General features: G+C 73.6%; 15 protein-coding genes and 1 pseudogene. 7 read left to right on the top strand and 9 right to left on the bottom strand.

Annotated elements, in window-relative coordinates:
- Positions 1-216 precede the first annotated feature (216 nt).
- The 4 genes and pseudogenes from NXY84_RS21365 (at position 217) to NXY84_RS21380 (ending at position 6068) form a co-directional block, all read left to right on the top strand.
- Complete coding sequence (locus NXY84_RS21365; protein WP_258725046.1) at positions 217-1401, top strand: endo-1,4-beta-xylanase; 1185 nt, start codon at positions 217-219, stop codon at positions 1399-1401.
- Between the two features lie 218 nt (positions 1402-1619).
- Complete coding sequence (locus tag NXY84_RS21370) at positions 1620-3536, top strand: adenylyl cyclase (RefSeq protein ID WP_258725047.1); 1917 nt, start codon at positions 1620-1622, stop codon at positions 3534-3536.
- A 559-nt stretch (positions 3537-4095) separates the two neighbouring features.
- Positions 4096-4614 (top strand): annotated as a pseudogene (locus NXY84_RS21375) (RICIN domain-containing protein); the annotation flags it as partial.
- A gap of 167 nt (positions 4615-4781) precedes the next feature.
- Positions 4782-6068, top strand: a complete 1287-nt coding sequence (locus tag NXY84_RS21380; protein WP_258727293.1) for a family 43 glycosylhydrolase — start codon at positions 4782-4784, stop codon at positions 6066-6068.
- A 40-nt stretch (positions 6069-6108) separates the two neighbouring features.
- Here NXY84_RS21380 and NXY84_RS21385 read toward each other — a convergent pair whose 3' ends face one another.
- On the bottom strand, positions 6109-6897 hold the full coding sequence (locus NXY84_RS21385; RefSeq protein WP_258725048.1) for a GbsR/MarR family transcriptional regulator: 789 nt from the start codon (positions 6895-6897) through the stop codon (positions 6109-6111).
- 229 nt (positions 6898-7126) lie between these two features.
- Here NXY84_RS21385 and NXY84_RS21390 point away from each other — a divergent pair, with 229 nt between their 5' ends.
- Both NXY84_RS21390 and NXY84_RS21395 read left to right on the top strand, forming a co-directional pair.
- Complete coding sequence (locus NXY84_RS21390) at positions 7127-7789, top strand: DUF4097 family beta strand repeat-containing protein (RefSeq protein ID WP_258725049.1); 663 nt, start codon at positions 7127-7129, stop codon at positions 7787-7789.
- 277 nt (positions 7790-8066) lie between these two features.
- Positions 8067-9689: a hypothetical protein gene (locus NXY84_RS21395; RefSeq protein WP_258725050.1), complete on the top strand. Its 1623-nt coding sequence runs from the start codon at positions 8067-8069 to the stop codon at positions 9687-9689.
- 18 nt (positions 9690-9707) lie between these two features.
- On the opposite strand, the gene NXY84_RS21400 is transcribed toward NXY84_RS21395, so the two are convergent.
- The 3 genes from NXY84_RS21400 to NXY84_RS21410 all read right to left on the bottom strand — a co-directional run bounded on the left by NXY84_RS21400 (position 9708) and on the right by NXY84_RS21410 (position 12645).
- Positions 9708-10673 carry a helix-turn-helix transcriptional regulator gene (locus tag NXY84_RS21400; protein ID WP_258725051.1) on the bottom strand — a complete coding sequence of 322 codons (966 nt, stop codon included), beginning with the start codon at positions 10671-10673 and terminating at the stop codon, positions 9708-9710.
- A 119-nt stretch (positions 10674-10792) separates the two neighbouring features.
- Positions 10793-11398: a response regulator transcription factor gene (locus NXY84_RS21405; protein ID WP_258725052.1), complete on the bottom strand. Its 606-nt coding sequence runs from the start codon at positions 11396-11398 to the stop codon at positions 10793-10795.
- On the bottom strand, positions 11395-12645 hold the full coding sequence (locus NXY84_RS21410) for a sensor histidine kinase (protein ID WP_258725053.1): 1251 nt from the start codon (positions 12643-12645) through the stop codon (positions 11395-11397). The genes NXY84_RS21405 and NXY84_RS21410 overlap by 4 nt, the downstream gene beginning before the upstream one ends.
- A 109-nt stretch (positions 12646-12754) precedes the next feature.
- Here NXY84_RS21410 and NXY84_RS21415 point away from each other — a divergent pair, with 109 nt between their 5' ends.
- Positions 12755-13639: a hypothetical protein gene (locus tag NXY84_RS21415; RefSeq protein WP_258725054.1), complete on the top strand. Its 885-nt coding sequence runs from the start codon at positions 12755-12757 to the stop codon at positions 13637-13639.
- A gap of 68 nt (positions 13640-13707) precedes the next feature.
- Here NXY84_RS21415 and NXY84_RS21420 read toward each other — a convergent pair whose 3' ends face one another.
- The 5 genes from NXY84_RS21420 to NXY84_RS21440 form a co-directional block, all read right to left on the bottom strand.
- Positions 13708-16383: a glycoside hydrolase family 32 protein gene (locus tag NXY84_RS21420; RefSeq protein WP_258725055.1), complete on the bottom strand. Its 2676-nt coding sequence runs from the start codon at positions 16381-16383 to the stop codon at positions 13708-13710.
- Between the two features lie 4 nt (positions 16384-16387).
- Positions 16388-17380, bottom strand: coding sequence for a glycosyl hydrolase family 32 (locus NXY84_RS21425; protein ID WP_258725056.1), 993 nt, complete (start codon positions 17378-17380; stop codon positions 16388-16390).
- Between the two features lie 4 nt (positions 17381-17384).
- On the bottom strand, positions 17385-18344 hold the full coding sequence (locus NXY84_RS21430; RefSeq protein ID WP_396126352.1) for a carbohydrate ABC transporter permease: 960 nt from the start codon (positions 18342-18344) through the stop codon (positions 17385-17387).
- 2 nt (positions 18345-18346) lie between these two features.
- Positions 18347-19315: a carbohydrate ABC transporter permease gene (locus tag NXY84_RS21435; RefSeq protein ID WP_258725057.1), complete on the bottom strand. Its 969-nt coding sequence runs from the start codon at positions 19313-19315 to the stop codon at positions 18347-18349.
- A 63-nt stretch (positions 19316-19378) separates the two neighbouring features.
- Positions 19379-20638: a sugar ABC transporter substrate-binding protein gene (locus NXY84_RS21440; RefSeq protein ID WP_258725058.1), complete on the bottom strand. Its 1260-nt coding sequence runs from the start codon at positions 20636-20638 to the stop codon at positions 19379-19381.
- Between the last annotated feature and the right edge of the window lie 45 nt (positions 20639-20683).

Consider the following 20683-nt stretch of genomic DNA (forward strand, 5'->3'; position numbering starts at 1 on the left):
TCGACGAGGGACGAACCTGTAACCCGAATGGGTGACACCGTAAGGACGGCTCCGGGACCCGTCAAGGCGACCACCCCGAGGAGCGGCGCGCAACGGCCGCGACAGCGCACGGCGATCGGGGCCCTCGACCGCGGCCAGAGCGCTCGGTTAGCGTGGATCCGCCGCCGTCACGGAACACCGACGGACCGAGCAACGACGCTCCGGGGGGCACCACCCATGCGTATCCACACGTCCCGCTCCGGCCTGAGAAGGTCGCTCCTCGTCCTCGCCTTGATCCCCCTCCTGCTCGCCGGTGGCGCCGGCACGGCCGCCGCCACCGCGGAGGTCGAGGGCGGCGAGGACACCCGCTCGTCCCGCTGGGGACCGCACGACTGGCGGCTGCCGCTCCGCCTCGCCGCACCGTGGGACTTCCGGATCGGCACGGCCGTCGCCGGCGGCGGTCACCACGTCGACCAGCCCTACCCCGACCCGTTCCCCAACGACCGCGAGTACCGCCGCATCCTGGCGCGGGAGTTCAGCTCCGTGTCGCCGGAGAACCAGATGAAGTGGGAGTTCATCCACCCGGGACCGGACACCTACAACTTCGGCCCGGCCGACGACATCGTGCGGTTCGCGCAGCGTCACTGGCAGGGCGTGCGCGGCCACACGCTGCTGTGGCACAGCCAGAACCCGGAGTGGCTCGAGCAGGGCGACTTCTCGCCCGAGGAGCTGCGGGCCATCCTCAAGGACCACATCCAGACGGTCGTCGGCCGGTACCGCGGAGCGGTCTACCAGTGGGACGTCGCCAACGAGATCTTCGACGAGAACGGCGCGTACCGTTCCGAGGAGAACATCTGGATCCGCGAGCTCGGCCCGGAGATCGTGCTCGACGCGTTCCGCTGGGCGCACGAGGCGGACCCCCGGGCGCTGCTGTTCTTCAACGACTACGGCGTCGAGAGCGTGAACGCCAAGAGCGACGCGTACCACGCGCTGATCCAGGAGATGCAGGCGCAGGGCGTCCCGGTGCACGGCTTCTCGGTGCAGGGTCACCTCAGCCTGCGCTACGGGTTCCCGACGGACCTGCGGGCCAACCTGCAGCGGTTCGACGACCTGGGGGTCCAGACGGCGGTCACCGAGATCGACGTCCGTATGGACCTGCCGGAGGGCGGGCAGCCGACGGCCGAGCAGCTCGCGCAGCAGGCCTCGCACTACGACCAGGCTCTCGAGGCCTGCCTCGCCGTCGAGGGCTGCCGGTCGTTCACCGTGTGGGGCTTCACCGACAGGTACTCCTGGGTGCCGGTGTTCTTCCCCACCGAGGGCGCCGCGACGATCATGACCGGCGACTTCGAGCGCAAGCCGGCGTACTACGCGCTGCGCAGCACGCTCCTGGACGCGGCGTGGGGGTGGTGGCACCACCGCTGACCGCTGATCCGTGCCTGACGCAGTTCGCGCGGCGGGCCGTCGTCGCGCAGGCCGCCCGGCGAACCGCGTGACGCGGGCCCCCGCCGCCGACGTGCGCCCCCGCCGCGCCACTTTCGTGTCTGGTTTCTGTCCAGTGAGTAAGCCCGTCCCCTAGGCTGCCCGGCATGGTGACTCGATTCACCAGGACAACCCACCTCAAAGGGGAGGACCGGATCCGCATGACACCGCTCCGCGCACCATCCGCCGCCGGCGCCACCGCGCCCCGCACCCGACGACGGGTCACCACCGTCGTCGCCCTGGCCGCCGCCCTGTCGACCGGCGCCGCCGCGCAGGCCGCGCCCCCGGAGCGGCACGGCTCCACCACCGACCTCGGGCCGAACGTCGTCGTGTTCGACCCGAGCATGCCGGTGAGCGAGATCCAGGCGACGGTCGACGAGATCCACGCCCAGCAGGTCGACAACGAGATGGGCTCGGAGCGCTACGCGCTGCTGTTCGAGCCCGGCACGTACGGCACGGAGACCGAGCCGCTGCAGATGCAGGTCGGCTACTACACCGAGGTCGCCGGCCTCGGCGCCTCCCCGTCGGACGTGACGATCAACGGGAAGATCGAGGTCTACAACCGTTGCCTCGAGGACGGCGGCACGAGCAACTGCCTCGCGCTGGTCAACTTCTGGCGCACGCTGGGCAACCTCACGCTGCAGATCGACGCCGCCGGACAGGACGGGTGCCGCGCGTCGGCGAACTTCTGGGCCGTCTCGCAGGCCGTGTCGATGCGCCGCGTCGCCGTGACCGGCGGCAACCTGTCGCTGCAGGACTACTGCACGGCCGGCCCGCAGTACGGCTCGGGCGGCTACATCGCCGACTCGTCGACCGAGTTCGTCGTCAGCGGCTCGCAGCAGCAGTGGCTCACGCGCAACAGCAGCGTGACCGGCTGGTCGAACGGCGTGTGGAACCAGGTGTTCTCCGGCGTCGAGGGTGCGCCCGACGACGCCGGCTTCCCCACCCCGCCGTACACGACGCTCGACACCACGCCCGTGAGCCGGGAGAAGCCGTACCTCGTGGTCGACGCACGCGGGCGGTACAGCGTGCGCGTCCCGTCGGCGCAGCGGGACACCCGCGGGGTCTCGTGGGCCGACGGCACCGCGCCGGGTCGCACGATCCCCCTGCGCGACTTCTACGTGGCCCGGCCGTCCGACTCCGCCCGGACCATCAACAGCCAGCTCGCGCGGGGCAAGCACCTCCTGCTCACGCCGGGCGTCTACTCGATCGACCGCGGACTCACCGTCAAGCGCGCCGACACCGTGGTGCTCGGCCTCGGCCACGCGACCCTCACCGCCGTCGGCGGCGCCGTGCCGCTCACGGTCGCGGACGTGCCCGGCGTCGTCATCGCCGGCGTGTCGATCGACGCCGGCACGGTCAGCTCCCCGGCGCTGCTCCGCGTCGGCAGCGAGCGCGGCTACGGTCACCACCGCCGCGGCGGGCACCACGGAAGCCACCAGCAGGCGAAGAACCCGACGACGCTCAGCGACGTCTACCTGCGCGTCGGCGGCCCGCACGTCGGCAAGGCCGAGGTCGCGCTCGAGGTCAACAGCGACCACGTGCTCATCGACCACGCGTGGGTCTGGCGCGCCGACCACGGCGCGGAGGGCTTCAGCGGCGACACCGAGCGCTGGAACACCAACACCGGCCGCAACGGCGTCGTGGTGAACGGCGACCACGTGACCGCGACGGGGCTCTTCGTCGAGCACTTCCAGGAGTACAACACCATCTGGAACGGCGAGGACGGCACCACGGTGCTGTACCAGAACGAGCTGCCGTACGACCCGCCCACGCAGGCCGACTGGCAGCACGACGACGTGCTGGGCTGGGCCGGGTACAAGGTCGCCGACGACGTCACGACCCACCAGCTGTACGGCGGCGGCGTGTACGTCTTCAACCAGAACAACCCGTCGATCCGCACGACCAACGGGTTCGAGGTCCCCGAGACCCCCGGCGTGCGCCTGCACCACATCATGACCGTCAACCTCAGCGCCGGGACGATCGACCACGTCGTCAACGGCATCGGCGAGGCGGCGACGTCCGAGGAGGGTCACATCGGGGTCCCGGTCTACGTGAACGACTACCCGCTGCCGTAGCGCGGCGGTCACTACGACGGGTGCACGTCCCCCGGGGACGGCGCGCTCGGCGGTCCGGTACGGCCGATGGGGTCGGGGCGCTGCTCCGGCCCCATCGGCGTGCGCCGCCTGGGCGGGGTCGCCGGTCGGGTCGCGCACTCGCTCCGGGGGCCATGCCCTGGGTGGGCGATGGCCACCCTGAATCGTTTTGTACGCGTGGCTGGTTGGGGTCCCCGTGCCACAGTGTCGTTCTCGCGGATGTTAACGCTCACACCGGCAGGGCTCGGTCGGGCGGCACGCATCCGCACCGCGCAGCCGCAGCAGGAGAGAGCGATGACCGACGACGACGTCGACACGCAGGACGGGCCGAGGAGCGCCGGGGCCCGGCCGGGACCGCCCGCACCGGGACCACGCGCACCGCACCCGCCCGCACCGGCTGCGGGCGGCTCTCTGCCTCGTGCTGAGCCTGGCCGCCTCCGGCGCGGTCGCGGTCGCCGCAGCGCCGGCCGCCCCCGCCGCGACGCCGGACACGACCGCGACCTACGTCCTCGTCAACCGCAACAGCGGCAAGGCGCTCGACGTGTACGACTTCGCGACCAGCGACGGAGCCCGGATCACCCAGTGGACCCGCGGTGACGGCGTCAACCAGCGCTGGCAGCTCGTGAGCTCGGGCGACGGGTACTACCGGATCCGGTCCCAGCACTCCGGCAAGGTCCTCGACGTCTCGGGCCGGTCGCTGGCCGACGGCGGCCCGGTCGTGCAGTGGACCGACACGAACGGCACGAACCAGCAGTGGCGGCTCCAGGACACCACCGACGGGTACGTCGCGCTGATCAACCGCCACAGCGGCAAGGCGCTCGAGGTCCAGGGCGCGTCCACGGCAGACGGGGGGAACGTCGTGCAGTACAGCAGCTGGAACGGGACCAACCAGCAGTGGCTCCTCGCCCGCGTCGGCGGCGGGACGCCCACCCCCACCACGCCCCCGACGGGGACCTTCACGAACCCCGTCGTCTGGCAGGACTTCGCCGACGGCGACATCGTCCGCGTCGGCGACGCGTACTACTACTCGGCGTCGACCATGCACTACTCGCCCGGCGCGCCGATCCTGCGGTCCTACAACCTGGTGGACTGGGAGTACGCCGGCCACTCGGTGCCGCGGCTCGACTTCGACGACGCCGGGTACGACCTCACGGCGGGCGCAAGTACGTCAAGGGCATCTGGGCGTCCACGCTGGGCTACCGCCCGAGCAACCGCACGTACTACTGGATCGGCTGCACGGAGTTCAACCGCACGTACGTCTACACGGCGTCGGCGGTCGACGGGACGTGGACCAAGAAGGCGCGGCTCCACCAGTGCTACTACGACGCCGGCCTGCTGGTCGACACCGACGACACGATGTACGTCGCGTACGGCAACGGCACGATCAGCGTCGCGCAGCTCAACGCCGACGGCACCGCGCAGGTGCGGGCGCAGCCCGTCTTCCAGACCCCGGCGAGCGTCGGTACCCTCGAAGGCGCCCGGTTCTACAAGCGCGGCGGCTACTACTACATCTGGCTCACCCGGCCGGCGAACGGCCAGTACGTGCTGCGCTCGACCTCCCCGTTCGGGCCCTACGAGATGCGTCAGGTGCTGCTCGACCTGCCCGGCCCGATCCCCGGCGGCGGGGTGCCGCACCAGGGCGGCCTGGTCCAGACGCAGGCCGGCGACTGGTGGTACATGGCGTTCACCGACGCGTACCCCGGCGGTCGGGTGCCGACGCTCGCGCCGATCGGCTGGAGCGCCGACGGCTGGCCGACCGTGCAGACCGTGAACGGCCGGTGGGGCGCCACGTACCCGCGGCCGAACATCCCCACCACCAGGACGGTCGCCCCGATGACCGGCCGCGACACGTTCACCGGTCCGGCGCTCGGCCACCGGTGGGAGTGGAACCACAACCCCGACACGAGCCGGTTCAGCGTCGGGAACGGGCTGCGGCTGCAGACGGCCACGGTGACGAACGACCTGTACGCCGCGCGCAACACCCTCACGCACCGCATCCAGGGCCCGTCGTCGACGGCGACGATCGAGCTCGACCACTCCGCCATGGCCGACGGTGACCGGTCCGGCCTCGCGCTGCTGCGGCAGTCGTCGGCCTGGATCGGGGTGGTCCGGGCCAACGGCGCCACGCGCGTCGTGATGACCGACGGGCTCTCCATGAACAGCTCGTGGGCGACGACCGCGACCGGGGTCGAGCGCGCGTCGGCCGCCCTCTCCGGCGGGCGGGTGTGGCTGCGCGCGACGGCGGACATCCGGCCCGGCTCCGGGCGCACGGCGACGTTCTCCTACAGCACCGACGGGACGACGTTCGTCCCGCTGGGGCCCGGGACACGGGTGCAGCTCTGGGACTGCAACGGCGGGACGAACCAGCAGTGGACGGTGCAGGGCGACGGGACGATCCGGGGCGTGCGGTCCGGGCTGTGCCTCGACGTCGACCGCAACCTCACGGCGAACAGCACCGCGGTGCTGCTGTGGCACTGCACGGGAGCGGCCCACCAGGTCTGGTCGCGACGGTAGGGCCGAGCCGCGCACCGCGTGCCGGTGCGCGGCTCCCCCCTTACCTGGCCGTGGCGGCGTCCCCGGGCGGGCTCGGCTCCGGGTTCCCTGCACCGAGCGGGTCGGCGTCAGCGGGTGGCGCCGCGCCGGCCGAGAGGAGGTCCCGTGCCTGCTCGGCGGCGTGGGCGATGCGCTCGCCGACGAAGTCCATGAACCGGGCCATGTTCTCCAGCCGGACGCCGGCCGGGGTGTCCCGCCCGAGGAGGCGGACGCCCTGCCGTGCGGTGTCGGCGATCTGGGCGTTGGACCGCGCCGCGGCGATCATCGCCTGGTACCAGACGTCCCCGTCGGCGACGTACCGCTCGCGGCGGCCCTCGGCGCGCTGCCGGACGACGAGGCCCTGGCTCTCCAGGAGGGCGATCGCCTTGGAGACCGACGCCGGGCTGACGTGGACGCGCTCGACGAGCTGCGCCGCAGTGAGGCTGCCCGCGTCAGTCGTGTAGAGGCAGGTCAGCACCCCCGCCGCGATGCGCGGCAGCCCCGACTGCATGAACAGCGTGGTGAACGTCTCCTCGTACTCGCGCACGGCTGCCGCGTCACGGCCGTGGGCCTGCGCGGGCGTGCGTGACCGGCCGGGCGGCACCTGCCGGCGCTGTCGGGCGCGGCGTTCGGTGGCGCGGTGGGCGAGGTCGGCGCGGTAGGCGGTCGGCCCCCCGTTGCGCAGGACCTCGCGCGTGATGGTGGAGGTCGGACGACCCAGCCGGCGCGCGATCTCCGCGTAGGGGAGGTCGCCGGACACGCCAAGAGCGATCTGCTGGCGTTCCTGCTGCGTGAGCCTGCCACCCGGCACGTGATCCTCCTCGGCTGCGAGCGTGCGCCCACCTTAGCGTTCACCCGCATCAGATGCAACGTTCTGGCACGCCGGCGTTGCGTTGATTTCGAGACAGTTGCAACGATATGTAGGCTCTCACCTGCAGCATCGGTGTGTCGGTGCAACTCGGAGTCTTGCCCTGCAGGTGAACGCACCGTAGCGTTTCCGGTGTCAGAAAGATTCGATCCCAGTCCAGGAGCTGATCCCGATGCAGACCTTCGCCACCCCGACCACCCTCTCCCTGACCCTCGACGTCCCTGCCGGCCGGGTGACGCTGATCGCCACGGACCGCGCCGACGCCACGGTCCAGGTCCTTCCCGCGGACGCCTCGAAGAAGCGCGACGTGACCGCCGCGGAGCAGACCGAGGTCGAGCTCACCGACGGTGCCCTGCGGATCACGACCCCCGTGAAGCACCAGGCGATCGGCCCGTCCGGCGCCGTCGACGTGACCGTCCAGCTCCCCGCCGGCTCCCACGTCGAGTCGAGGGACGGCGCCGAGCTCCGCGGTGTCGGCCGGCTCGGAGACGTCCGGGTCACCCGCTCATACGGCGCCATCACGCTCGACGAGGCCGAGAGCGTCCACCTCGCGGCCCTGACCGGCGACATCTCGGTCGGCCGCCTCACCGGCCCTGCCGAGATCAGCACCGCGAAGGGCGACATCCGCATCGCGGAGGCCGAGCGCGGCACGCTCGTGCTGAGCACGCAGCTCGGCGACGTGTCGGTCGGTGTCGCCGCGGGGGTCACCGCCTCCCTGGACGCCGGCACCGCGCACGGACGGGTGCGCAACGCGCTCACGAGCACGGGCGGGGCCCCGGCGCTGGAGATCCACGCGACCACCGCCTCCGGGGACGTCGCTGCGCACAGCGTGTGAGGACGGCTCCGCCGACCGCGACCCCGACCTGGTCGCGGCGGCAGCGCGAGCGCGGGGCCCGCGGACGGGGTACGGGCCGGTCCCAGCCGGCTGCCTCGGGCGTGCCCCGCGAGCCCGGCACGGGCCGGCTCCGGGTCCCGGTCGACCGGGTCGCCCGGGGTGGGTGTGCCCGTTCAGGCGCCCGACGTGCCCGAACGTGCGCGGGACGCGGGCACGGGAGCGGGAGGCACGCGGACGACAATCGAGGGGACGAGCAGCACTCACCGAGGAGGCGTGCATGCGCGCGTTCGGCCCCCAGCGCACCGCACACCCCGCGCCGGGGCCCGACGCCCGGCGCGAGGACCCGGAGGTCGGCCTGGTGCACCTGCAGCGCCAGGCGGGCAACCGCGCCGTCGCCGCGGCCGTGGCGCGGCTGCACACGGGGGCCGGTGCCCCGGTGGTCCAGCGCGAGCTCTCCGACGACGAGGCGCTCGAGGCCACCCGCAGTCTCCCCGCGCCCGTCCAGAGCGGGAACGGCGGTGGCGCGCCGCTCGCGGACGACGCGCACCGCCGCGAGTTCCTCCGAGCAGGCCGCGAGTGGTTCGGCTCGCACGACGCGACGATCGCGCACTTCCGGGCGATCAGGGCCACCGCGGCCCCTGGCTCACCCCAGCTCCACCCCGACGCCGCCGCGCGGCTCGAGGCCGCGGCCGCCGAGGTGGGCGGACGCGTGCCGGCCAGCTCGACGGCGTTCGCGCTGCGCTCGCGGTTCACCGCGGCGACCCACCTGGGCGGGGCGTCGATGCACACGCTCGGGTACGCGATCGACTACGACGCGTACAACATGCCCAGGATCGGGCGGACCGAGACCGCCGAGCTCGTCGCGACCGTCATGGGCGCCCCGAGCAACCTCCGGCTCGGCGAGTACAGCGCCCGGCGCGGCGTCATCGAGCGCACGGGCGACGCCACGGCGTCGGCCGCCGCAGCAGCGGCCGCGGCACCGGCGCCCGCGACCCCGGACGGCGCGGCAGCCGCCGCTCCCGCACCGACCGACGCCGGACCGGCGGCGGCGGGACCAGCCGCGACCCCTGCCGACCCGGCCTCGGCGGCGCTGCTCGCGCGGATCCCCGTGGAGAGCGCCCGCCTCTCCGCGACGTCCACCGGCTTCCAGGGGAGCCTCGGCGGCCAGGGGGCCGCGTTCCTCGAGCTCCGCACGCGGTACTTCGAGGCCGCGCCGGCCGACCGTCCGGCGATCCTCGCCCAGGTCCCGGCCGTGATCGCGCCGTGGACGACCGCGATCACGACCGCCGAGCAGGCCATCGGCACCGCGGCACAGGCCGCCGGCCTCACGGCGGCGACGATCCCCGCCGCGCGGGCCCTGTCGACGGAGGTCACGCGCCTGCAGGCGATCCCCCGGGAGGTCGCCCGGCAGCGGCGGCCGCGCGGAGCCGGGCCGGAGCCCGTCGCCGCGGAGCTCACCCGCCTCGCCGGCTTGGAGCGGACCGCGGGCGTCGACCCCGCGGCACCACCGCCGCCGACGTACGACGAGCGGACCGCGCGCGTCGTCGCTGCCGCCGCCGCACGGGTCACGCTCCTGGAGCCTCTCGTGGGTGCGCGCGAGCGGCTCGCCCGGCTGACGTCGCTGCGCGGCCTCCTGGGGCGCGCGGACTTCCTGTTCGGCGCCGCGAACCGCCCGCGCGGCGGCGCGCGACCGGGGACCGACCGGGTCGTGTCGTCGCCGTCGATGGCTCAGCTGCTCGAGCACGGGTTCTACACCACCGGCACCGGCCAGGACGGGCACGTCAGCGTCGACTTCCTCGTCGCGCTCGCCCGGCACGGGTTCGACATCGGTGGCGCGTGGGGCGGGGAGAGCACCGACTCGATGCACATGGAGCTCGTCGTGCACCGCCCCACGGGGTGAGGCGGGGCGCGCCCTACGTCACGCCGGCGTGCTCGTGCCCGGGACCGCCCGGGCGTAGCGGGCCGCGAGCACGCGGAGGTGCTCCACGAGCTCGGCCGGCTCGTCGACGTGGAAGTCGAGCCCCAGCATGCCGATCCAGACCGCGACGACCTCGACGCTGTCGCCGCCGGTGACGAGCACGCTGCGACCGTCCGCGAGCGCCTCGACCGTGCCGACCGCCGGGTTGATGCGCGCCAGGACCTCGTCCGCGGCGGCGTCGACCGTGACGCGGGCGTGCACGGCCCAGCCCGCGCGGGCGACCTCGCGCACGGTGAAGTCGGTGACGTCCTCCGGGAACGGGACCGGCGCGAACCGTCGCCCGCCGGGCGTCCGCAGCTGCAGCCAGTCGACGCGGTAGGGCGCCCACTCCCCCGTCCGCGGCTCACGCGCGACGAGGAACCAGCGGCGCTGCCACGCGACCAGGCGGTACGGCTCGAGCTCGAGCCGCTCGTCGCGGAAGTGGACGCGCAGCCCCTGGTGGTCGCGGATCGCGTCGGCGACGGCCGCGAGCGTCGCGGGGTCGACGGCGGGGTCCTCGACGTTGGAGTCGGTGTTCTCCGGCCCGCTCGCGCTCGCGTCGCGGATCGACGTCAGCCGACGGCGCATCCGGTCGGGCATCACCTGCTCGAGCTTCGTCAGGGCGGAGCGCGCGGGCTCCTCGAACCCGGCGGTCGCGGTCGTCCGGCGCAGGCCCACGGCGACGGCGATCGCCTCCGCGTCGTCGAGCAGCAGCGGGGGCAGCCGGGCGCCGGGACCGAGCCGGTACCGCCCGCCCGGCCCGCGCACCGCGCCGACGGGGTACCCCAGCTCGCGGAGCCGCGTGATGTCGTTGCGCACGGTGCGGTCGGTGACGGCGAGCCGCTCGGCGAGCTCGGCACCGGACCAGTCGGGCCGCGACTGCAGCAGCCCAGCCTCGCCGAGCGGGACAACGCGCGGATCGAGCACTGGTCGGAGCACCCGCGTGGCGGGCACTACGCGGCGCTCGAGCTGCCCGAGGACGTGGTCGCGGACCTGCGCGTGTTCTTCGGCTGAGGCGCGGCGGAGCGTCGAGGTCACGAGCGGACCTAGAGCCAGCCGAAGCGCTCCGCGACCGCGACCGCCTCCGCGCGGGTGGCGGCGTTCAGCTTCGCCTGGGCGGCGAGCAGGTAGTTGCGCACGGTGCCCGGTGCCAGGTGCGCGCGCCGGGCGATGTCAGCGGGAGGCAGGTCGAACGAGGCCAGGCGCAGCACCTCGAGCTCACGAGGGCTGAGCGGGCACGCCGGGGCGCTGAGCGCGTCGGCCGCCAGGCCCGGGTCGACGTACCGCTCGCCGGCGTGGACGGTGCGCAGCACGCCCGCGAGCGTCGCGCCCGACGTCCCCTTGGTGACGAAGCCCCGCGCGCCTGACTCGAGCGCGCGGCGCAGGTGCGCCGGGCGGCCGCGGCCGGTGAGCACGACGACCCGGCACCCGGGCAGCGAGCGCGTGATCTCGGCAGCGACCGCCACGCCGTCGAGGCCCGGCATCTCCAGGTCGACGAGCGCGACGTCCGGGCGGTGCGCGAGCGCGGCGGCGACCGCGGCCGGACCGTCGGCGGCCTGCGCGACGACGTCGAGGTCGGGCTCGAGCGCGAGGAGCGCGGCGACGGCGGAGCGGACGAGCTCCTCGTCGTCGGCGAGCAGCACGCGGATCACGGAGCCCCGCCCTCCGCCGTCACCGACTCGCCGCCGGCCACCGGCGCAGCGGCGGCCACCGGCACGCTCGCTCGGAGCAGGAACTCGTCCCCGCGCCTCTCGGCCCGCAGCCGCCCGCCGGCATCGGCCAGGCGGGCCGCCGCCCCGTCGAGCCCGGAGCTGTGCGCGTCGGCCGTCCGCGCGTCGACACCGTCGTTGCGGACGGTCAGGACGGCGGTCGCGCCGTCCGCCCCCGTCGCGGCGCCCCGCTCGTCCGCGGCGTCGACGCCGACCTCGACCCGGCACCACGTCGCGCGGCTGTGCCGGAGCACGTTCGTCACCGCCTCGCGGAGCACGGGCGCCAGCCGGGCCGCCGCGTCGGGAGGCAGGTCCGCGGCCTCGCCGACCACCGTGCACCGCACGCCCGCCGAGTCGAGCACCTGGCGCACGGCCGCGACCTCCTCGTGCAGGTCGACCGTGCGGTAGGCGTGCACCGCCTGGCGGACCTCCGCGAGCGCGGTCGTGGCCAGCCGCTGGATCTGGCCGGCCTCGTCCCGGACGCCCGGGTCACCCGCGGGCAGCCGCGCGACGAGCTCGGCCTTGAGCGCGATCACCGTGAGGCTGTGCCCAAGCAGGTCGTGCACGTCGCGCGCGAACCGCAGCCGCTCCTCCCCGGCGGCCAGGCGGGCGCGGGCGTCGCGGCCGGCGTCGGCATCGAGCAGCAGCGCCCACATCCAGACCGGTGCCCAGTTCACGGCCGCGACGGACAGGCCGATGGCGCCGGTCACGACGAGCGCGTGCACGGGCGACCCGCCGACCACCCCGGCGACCACGACGCTCACCGCGGTGCAGACGGACGCCACGACGACGACCCACCGCCAGGTCACGAGGAGCGGCGCGACGCCGACGACCCCTGCGCCGACCCACGCCCACGTCGCCCACCTCCCGGGACCGACCGGCGCGACCAGCGCGAGCGACGCCACGGCGGTGCCGACGAGGGCGAGCGTCCACGCGCGGCGCGTGCGGGCCGGTGTCCACGGGGTCACCGCCCCGTGGACCGCACCGGCGGACGCCACCGTGAACGCCCCGATGCCCAGCGCACCGAGCACGACCCAGAGCGGACGGCGCTCCTCGAGCAGGCCGATCCCGGGCATGACGAGACTCGTGCACACGGTGGTCGCGAGCCAGACCAGGACGAGCACCCGCGCACGGCCCAGCCGGCGGTCGCGCGGGGCGGCCGACCACGGCGACGCGGCAACGATGCTCACACGCGTGATGCTAGGCGCGGCGGGCGCACGGCGGACCCGTGCGATCCGCACCGGATCGGATGCGCCCGGCCCGGGGTCCGCGGGCGCCGACCGGCCGGAGCGTGGGGCCATGACCACGACACACGCACCCACGCAGCACGCACCCGAGCAGCACGGCAGCGCGGCGACCGCGCCACGCCCACCTCGGGGGCCGGCCGCGACCTTCGCCCTCCATCTCGGCGGCATGGCCGTGGCCATGCTCCTCGGGATGCTCCTGCTCGCCCCCGTCGCGACGGCCCTCGCCGGCGCGGCCGGGTGGGACCTCGCCGCCGCCGGCCCGGAGGCTGCGGCGCTCGTCATGGCGACGACCATGACCCTCGGCATGGCCGTGTGGATGGTGCACCGCGGGCACCACCTGCGGGCGGTCGGCGAGATGTCGGCGGCGATGGTGCTGCCGTTCGCGGTGGGCCTCGCCCCGTACTGGGCGGGCCTGGTCTCCGCGGCCGACGCGCTCGTCGCCGGGCACGTCCTCATGCTCCCCGCCATGGCGGGGACGATGCTGCTGCGCCGGTCGGAGTACACGGGCGGGCACGTGCACGCCCCGGCGCGCACGGCGGCGTGGCGAGCGGTCGAGGCCGTCGCGCACCGCTGGCCGACGCTCCTCGCGCTCGGCCTGACGTTCGACTCGTGGCTGCGCCCCGGCATCCCGCCCGCGTGGATGCTGGCCGTGCTCGGCGCGGAGTACCTCGTCATCGGGGCGGTACGGCGCGAGTTCCACCGCGACCGGCTGCTCGCCGCGCACGTCGCCGGGCTCGTCGTCTACCTCGGGCTCGCCGCCGTCGCGGCCACCGCGCCGGTCGCGGTCGCCGGGCCTGTCGTGGCCGCGGGGTGGCTCCTGCACGTCGCCTGGGACGTCGCCCTGCACCGCGCCGACCGGGTCACGTGGCGCTGGTTCGCCGAGGCGTGCATCGTGATCGACCTGGTCGTCGGGGTGACGGTCCTGCTGTCGCTCTGACGCGCGCGACGGCGGCCCGGACCTGCTCGGTCCGGGCCGCCGCCGTGCGCGCGTCTCGCGCCGTCAGGTCACGGCCGGGCGGGCGGGGCGCTGCTGCCGCTCGGCTCAGGCGCCGGTCGCGAACCGCTCCAGCTCGAGGCCAGGTGCCACACCTTCATGTCGACGAGCCGGGCCCGCCCCCCGGTCGAGAAGAGCTCGACGCCGTCGCTCCCGCGCGCGGGCAGCACGAGGTCGGTGATCGCGACCCGCCCGCCGTCGGCGAACACCTCGACCGACGACCGGTCGACCAGCACCCGCAGCGTGACGTTCCCGTACGCGTCGGGCTCGAGCGGTGCGCGCTCGATGCTGGGGAACGCCGGGCTGAACCCGACGTCGCCGGAGAGGGTGCGGTCGACGTAGAGCTCGCGCCGCTCGACGTCGTAGCCGATGACGGTCCGCTCACCCTCGCCGACCCGGACGTGCAGGCCGAGCTGCTCGGCGTCGCCCGGGCGGAACGTGGCCTGGATCTCGAGCTGGTCGCCCGAGGCCCGCTGCGTGACCGGCGTGACGCCGGGCTCCAGGGTGGTGCGCTTCACCGGGACCGCCCCGTGCCGCAGGGACCGGAGCTCGGGAACCGGCGCGGACCGCAGGCGCGGCTGCCCGTCGGTCGTGACGAGGGTCAGGTCGCGGGGCTCCGACATGGCGCTGCGCCACGGGTCGGTGGGGACGGCGTTGGCGTACTGCCAGTTGCTCATCCAGCCGATCATGATGCGGCGGTCGTCGGGCACGCCGTTGAACGTGACGCCGGCGTAGAAGTCCCGCCCGCGGTCGAGCCAGTGCGCCCGCTGGGTCGCGGACAGCGCCGGCTCGTCGGCGAACGTGAACTGGTCGGCGAGGACGTGCCCCCAGCCGCCGGTGCTGTTGTCGACGAGCTGGATGCGGACGCGCTGCCCGACGAGGTCGCGCACGTCCCAGCCGGTCCAGTCGAGGGTCTCGCTGCTCGGGCCGGTCGCGGTGCGCACGACCTCGTCCCCGACGAGCAGGTTGACCGACGTCTCGACCGACACGGGGTGCGACGCCTCCGGCGAGAACATGATGTGGTCGGCCAGGACGTGCCCCCACCCGCCGGTGTTGTTGTCGACCACCTGGATCTGCGCCTGCTTCCCGACGAGCGCCGACACGTTCCACGCGACCCAGTTCAGGGCCTCGCTGTCCTGCCCGGTCGCGGTCTGCACGACCTCGCCGTCGACGACGAGGTTCACGGCCGTCGCGTCGACGCCCTCCCCGGTGTACGGGTGGTAGCCGCCGCCGACGAGCAGGTTGATCCAGCTCTGCTCGATGGTGAATGTCGGTGAGGTGACGGTGCCCGTGGACGCGTCGTGGTCGGTGAACGTGTTGACGAGCTGCTCACCCTGGTACCCGCTCACGGCCTGCTGGTCGCCGATCGTTCCCGGACGCGGGCCGTCCTCGGCGAAGTCACCGGTGGCCGTCCAGCCCTCGCCCCACGTGCTGCCCTCGAAGTCGGCGAGCACGGTGCCCGGCGGCAGCGTCGGGTCGAGCGTCGTCCCCTCGACCCGCGGGTGGTTCCCGCCGCCGACGAGGAAGTTGAGGTGGTCGCCGGTCACCGTGACCTCCGGGGACGTGAGGGTCCCCCGGGCGCCGTCGCCGCCGTGGAAGCTGTTGGCGAGCTGCGCGCCCTCGAACCCGGCGACGCCGGCCTGCCCGGGCAGGTCGCCCGAGCTGGGGGCGTCCCCGAACGCGGTGCCCGTGGCGGTCCAGTCGCCGTACGTCGCGCCCTCGAAGCCCTCGAGGACGGCGCCCGCCGGCGGGGTGTAGGTGGGCGGGTCGTCGGACGTGAACGTGGTCCCGTCGAAGTCCCCGACGAAGTACTGCGTGCCCGAGCCGCCGGCGATCCCGCCGGGGTTGAGGCTCACGACCATGACCCACTTCACGTTGCCCGGGTCGCCGTCCACGGCGAGCGGGAACAGGTCCGGGCACTCCCACGCGCCGCCGACGGCGCCGGCCGGGCCGAAGTCGCTGAGGTGCGTCCACTCCGTGAGGTTCGTCGACCCGTAGATCGCCACCTTGTGCTCCGGGGCCCGCACGACGACCATCCGCCACTCCTGCGCGGGCTCGTGCCAGAAGACCTTCGGGTCGCGGAAGTCGCGCGAGCCGATGTCGAGCACCGGGTTGCCGTCGTGCTTGGTCCAGGTCTGCCCGTCGTCGGTGCTGTACGCGAGCGACTGCGCCTGGATCCCCGGCAGCGTGGGGTGCATCTGCGTGTACGCGCTCGTGTAGACGGCCACGAGCGGCGGGTCCTCCGGGGTGCCGAAGCCCGAGGTGTTCCCGTGGTCGACGACGACCGACCCGGAGAAGATGTCCTCGATCGGCTGCCCCTGCTCGTCGAAGCCCTGGCCGATCGCGACCGGCTGCTCGGTCCAGTGCACGAGGTCCGGCGACGTCGCGTGCCCCCAGCTCATGTTCCCCCACGCGTTCCCGAACGGGTTGTGCTGGAAGAACAGGTGGTAGACGCCCTCGTGGTAGACGAGCCCGTTGGGGTCGTTGAGCCAGTTCTGCTGGGCGCTGAAGTGGTACTGCGGACGCAGGTCCTGGTCGTACGCCGGGGGCGGCCCGGGCCGCGACGCGGCGGCCGGCCCTCCGGGCGTCAGCGCCACGGCGAACGCGACGGCCGAGGCGACGGCGAGCAGCCGTCGTCCGGTGCGACGGCGTGGAGCCGTGCGGGTGTGCTGGTGGTTGCGGTGCATGTTGCTACTCCCCCGTGAGCCGGTGGCGCGCGTGCGGCGCCGTGCCGGAGCTGATGTCGTACCCGGCGAGCACGAGCCGCTCGCCGTCCCAGGTGACGGGCACCGGGTCCCCGATGCCGCCGACGAAGGCGCCGTCGTCGCCCTCGTTGCGGAACGCCATGAGGTTCCACCGCCCGGCGCGGTCCTCCACGAGGCGCCCGGCGTACCAGCGGTGGTCGGTCAGCCGGGTGGCGCGCCCGACGTCGAACGGCCCGGTGGGCGAGTCGACCGGCAGGCTCCAGACCCCGCCGCGGTCGTCCGTGGCCCGGCGGGCGTCGGACAGCTCCGCCCCCAGGCAGCTGAACAGCAGCACGAGCCGGCCCTCGACCTCGACGAGCTGGAGCACCTCGAGCTGCCCGAAGCCGGTGTCCGGCTCGCTGAGGGGCGCCCGGACGTCCCAGTGCTCCAGGTCGGCCGAGACCGCGTGCCCGACGACCCCGCGGCCGCGCAGCTCGCCGTCACGGGCGCGCGCGGTGAGCAGCATGTGCCACTCGTCGCCCGCGCGGAGCACCCAGGGATCGCGCCAGGTCTCGTTGTCCCAGGTCGAGTCGCCGAGCTTCTCGTACCAGGTCGGGTCCGCCTCGAGGACGGGGGCGCCGGTGTCGCGGGTCCAGTGCACCAGGTCGCGGGACCGCGCCACGGAGATGCGCTGGACCTCGGGCCGGGCCCGGCTGCAGCCGGTGTAGAAGAAGCGCCAGTCCCCGTCGGGGCCGCGCAGCATCGACCCGGTCCAGATGGCCAGGTCGTCGAACGCGGGCCCGTCGGAGGGGACGAACGCGTCGGCGAGCTCCGTCCAGGTGCGCAGGTCGTCGGACACCGCGTGCCCGACGCTCGCCCGCAGGTGGCGGCGCTCGGGGTCGATCAGGGCCCGGGAGGCCTTGAGGTAGAACGCGTGGAACTGCCGTCCGTCGTCGACGAACCACATGTCCCAGGTCCAGGCGTCAGGGAGCAGGTGCATGTCGTCAGCCCTTCACGCCGCTGGACGCGATCGAGTTGATGAACGAGCGCTGGAACGCCAGGAACAGCGCGAGGATCGGCACGGTGATCATCGAGGCGTAGGCCATGATCTGGCCCCAGGAGACGTTGAGCTGGAAGAAGTACTGGATCCCGACCATGACGGGCCGCAGCTCCTCGGTCTGCACGACCATGAGCGGCCAGAGGTAGGAGTTCCACGCCGGCAGGAACGTCAGGATCGCGACCGTGGCGATCGCCGGTCCGGACAGCGGCATGATCACCCTGCGGTAGATGCTGAACCACCCGGCCCCGTCCATGCGGGCCGCCTCGTCGAGGTCCTTCGGGATGCTCGAGAAGTACTGGTAGAAGAGGTAGATCGAGAACGCGTTCGCGACGAACGGCAGGACCTGCACCCGGTAGGTGTCGAGCCACCCTGTGGTCATCGCCAGGGAGAAGCCGTTGACCTCGAGCCACGGCAGCTTGTTGACCCACCAGACCAGCGGCAGCGCCAGGGTCTCGAACGGCACGATGAGCGTCGCGATGATCGCCGTGAGGGCGAGCTGCTGGCCGCGCCAGCGCAGGCGCGACAGGGCGAACGCGGCCATCGAGTTCACGACGAGCCCGAGCACGACGGTGATCGCGGCGATGCCGACGGAGTTCAGCAGGAACCGCGCGAACGGGACGCGCTCGAAGACGCCGGCGTAGTTCTCCAGGGTCAGCGCCCCGACGGGCACGAACGCCCGCCAGCTCGTCAGGTCGGCGAAGATCTGCAGGTCCGGCTTGAACGACGACACGAACATGAACAGCAGCGGCAGGGCGAACACGAGCGCGAGGAGCGCGCGCCCGACCAGCACCCCGACGGTGGCCCGGCGGGAGCGGGCGCGCTTGCCCGCCCGTGCCGGGACGGTGACGCCGCGCACGGCTCTGGTGGCGGGGACGGCGCCCGCGGTGGGGACGGTGGCGGTCATCGTCAGACCTTCTCCCGGGTCAGGTAGCGCTGGATGGCGGCCACGACGAGCACGAGGACGAAGAACACCAGGGAGATCGCCGACGCGTAGCCGGTCGCGAGCTGCTGGTAGCCGGTGCGCACGGCCATGAAGACGACCGTGGTCGTGGAGTCGAGCGGGCCGCCCTGGGTCATCACGCTGATCTGCGTGAACAGGCTCAGCGCCGCGATCGTGATCGTGATGAGGATGAACGTGCGCGTGGCGACGAGGCTGGGCCAGGTGATGTGGCGGAACCTCTTCCAGCCGGTCGCGCCGTCCAGCGCGCCGGCTTCGTACAGCTCCGCGGGGATCGTCTGCAGGCCCGACAGCCAGATGAGCATGTGGAACCCGACGGCCTGCCAGATCGACATCACGATGATCGCGCCGAGCGCGGTGCTCGGGTCGTTGAGCCAGTCGATCGGCGTGTAGTGCCCGAACGAGACCTTCGAGATCAGCTGGTTGAGCAGCCCGTCCTCCTGGTACAGGAACCGCCACAGCAGCGAGACCACGACCATCGAGGTCACGACGGGGACGAAGTACACGGTCCGGAAGAAGTTCGTCCCCCGCACCTTCGCGTTGACGAGCAGCGCGAGGACCAGCGCGAGGCCGGCCTGGAGCGGCACGACCACCAGGGCGAAGACGAGGGTGTTGCGCAGCGACGCCCAGAACACGGGGTCCTGGCTCAGGGTGACGAAGTTGTCCAGCCCCACGAAGCGGGCCGGGCGCGGGGAGATCAGCCGGGCGTTGGTGAAGGCGAGAGCGAACGCCAGGCCGACCGGCACGAGCAGGAAGACCGTGAGCAGGAGGCCGGCGGGGCCGACCATCCACGACGCGGTGCGCGCCTCGTGCGAGCGGGCGGACGTGGCGCGCCGGTCGCCTCGCTGGAGGAGGCCCCGGCGGGGGCGGGTGGCCGCGAGGGCGCGGCCGGGCGCGATCGAGCTGGAGGTGGTCATGACAGTCCTGTCCCCGAGCCGAGCCCTGGTGTGCCGGGGGTGCCGGCACACCGGGGCGCGACGTCAGAAGGCGTAGTCGTCGTTCCGCTGGATGTCGGTGTCGATGTCGGCCGCGGCCTTGTCGAGGATCTGCTGGACGTCGCCACCGGAGAGGATGTCCGCCACGGCCTTCTGGAACGTCGAGGAGATGAACGGGTACGCCGGGGTCACGGGGCGCACGAGCGCGAAGTCCTTCGCCATGTCGCGGAAGACAGCCGCCTTGCCGCCCTCGGCGTAGTCGGGCATCGCGGCCGCGGCCTCGTCGGTCGCGGGGATGACGCCCAGGGTGTCGGCGAACTCGACGACGTAGTCGCTCTGGTGCGCGAAGTCGAGGTAGGCCTGCGCCGCTGCGGGGTCGTCGCAGCCCGAGGTCATGCCCCACTGCCAGGACCCGCCGCCGATCTTCGGACCCTCGCCCAGGTCCGGCGGCGGCAGCACGACGGCGTCGTCGCCGAACGCCTCGGTCACGGTCGGGTTGGCCCAGCTCCCGGAGTACAGGATCGCGCTCTGGCCGTTGACGAAGTCGGCGGTCGCGTCGCTCCCCGACTTCGCCGACATGTAGCCCTCGTCGACGAGCCCCTGCATCCACTCGCCCCACGCGACGGCCTCGGGCCCGTTGAGGACGCCCTCGGCGCTCGTGTACGTCTCCCGGTCGACGAGGTCCCCGCCGAAGCTCTGCAGGAACGGCGAGTACGCGTACGGCAGCCACTCCCCGGTCCCACCGGTCCCCAGGTCCAGGGGGTACGGGAACTGCCCGGTGGCCTTGAGGTCCGCGAGGACGTCGGCGAGCTCCTGCTCGGTCCACGGCTCGTCCATCGTCGGGATCCGCGCCCCGACCGACTCCAGCACCGACTTCTTGCTGTACATCGCGAGCGCGACGTCGTAGTGGCCGTAGGTGTAGACCTGCCCGTCGACCGTGCCCACGGTGCTCTCGAGCTGGCCGTCGAAGGTCCCCTCGGGCAGCTCGAGGGGCGCGAGGTAGCCGGCCCAGGCCCAGTTCGGGACGTTCGGCGCGTCGATGTCGACGATGCACGGGAGCTTCTTCGCCGACGCCGCGGCGACGACCGCGTCGTTGTACGACGCCTGCGGGAACGACTGCAGCTCGACGGTGTACTCGTCCTGGCCGGCGTTGAAGTCCGCGACGATCTTCTCGTCGATCGCGAGCTCGACGTCGTTGCCGCCGTTGTGCGTCCACAGGGTGATCGAGCCGCCGCCAGAGCCCCCCGACCCGCCGGAGCCGCCCGATCCCCCCGAGCACGCCGCCAGGGTCGCGGCGCCGGTCACTACTAGGCTGGCCGCCACGAGGCGACGGATGGTGTTGCGAGACAC

Source organism: Cellulomonas sp. NS3 (assembly GCF_024757985.1).
In the GTDB taxonomy this organism is placed as follows: Bacteria; Actinomycetota; Actinomycetes; order Actinomycetales; family Cellulomonadaceae; genus Cellulomonas_A.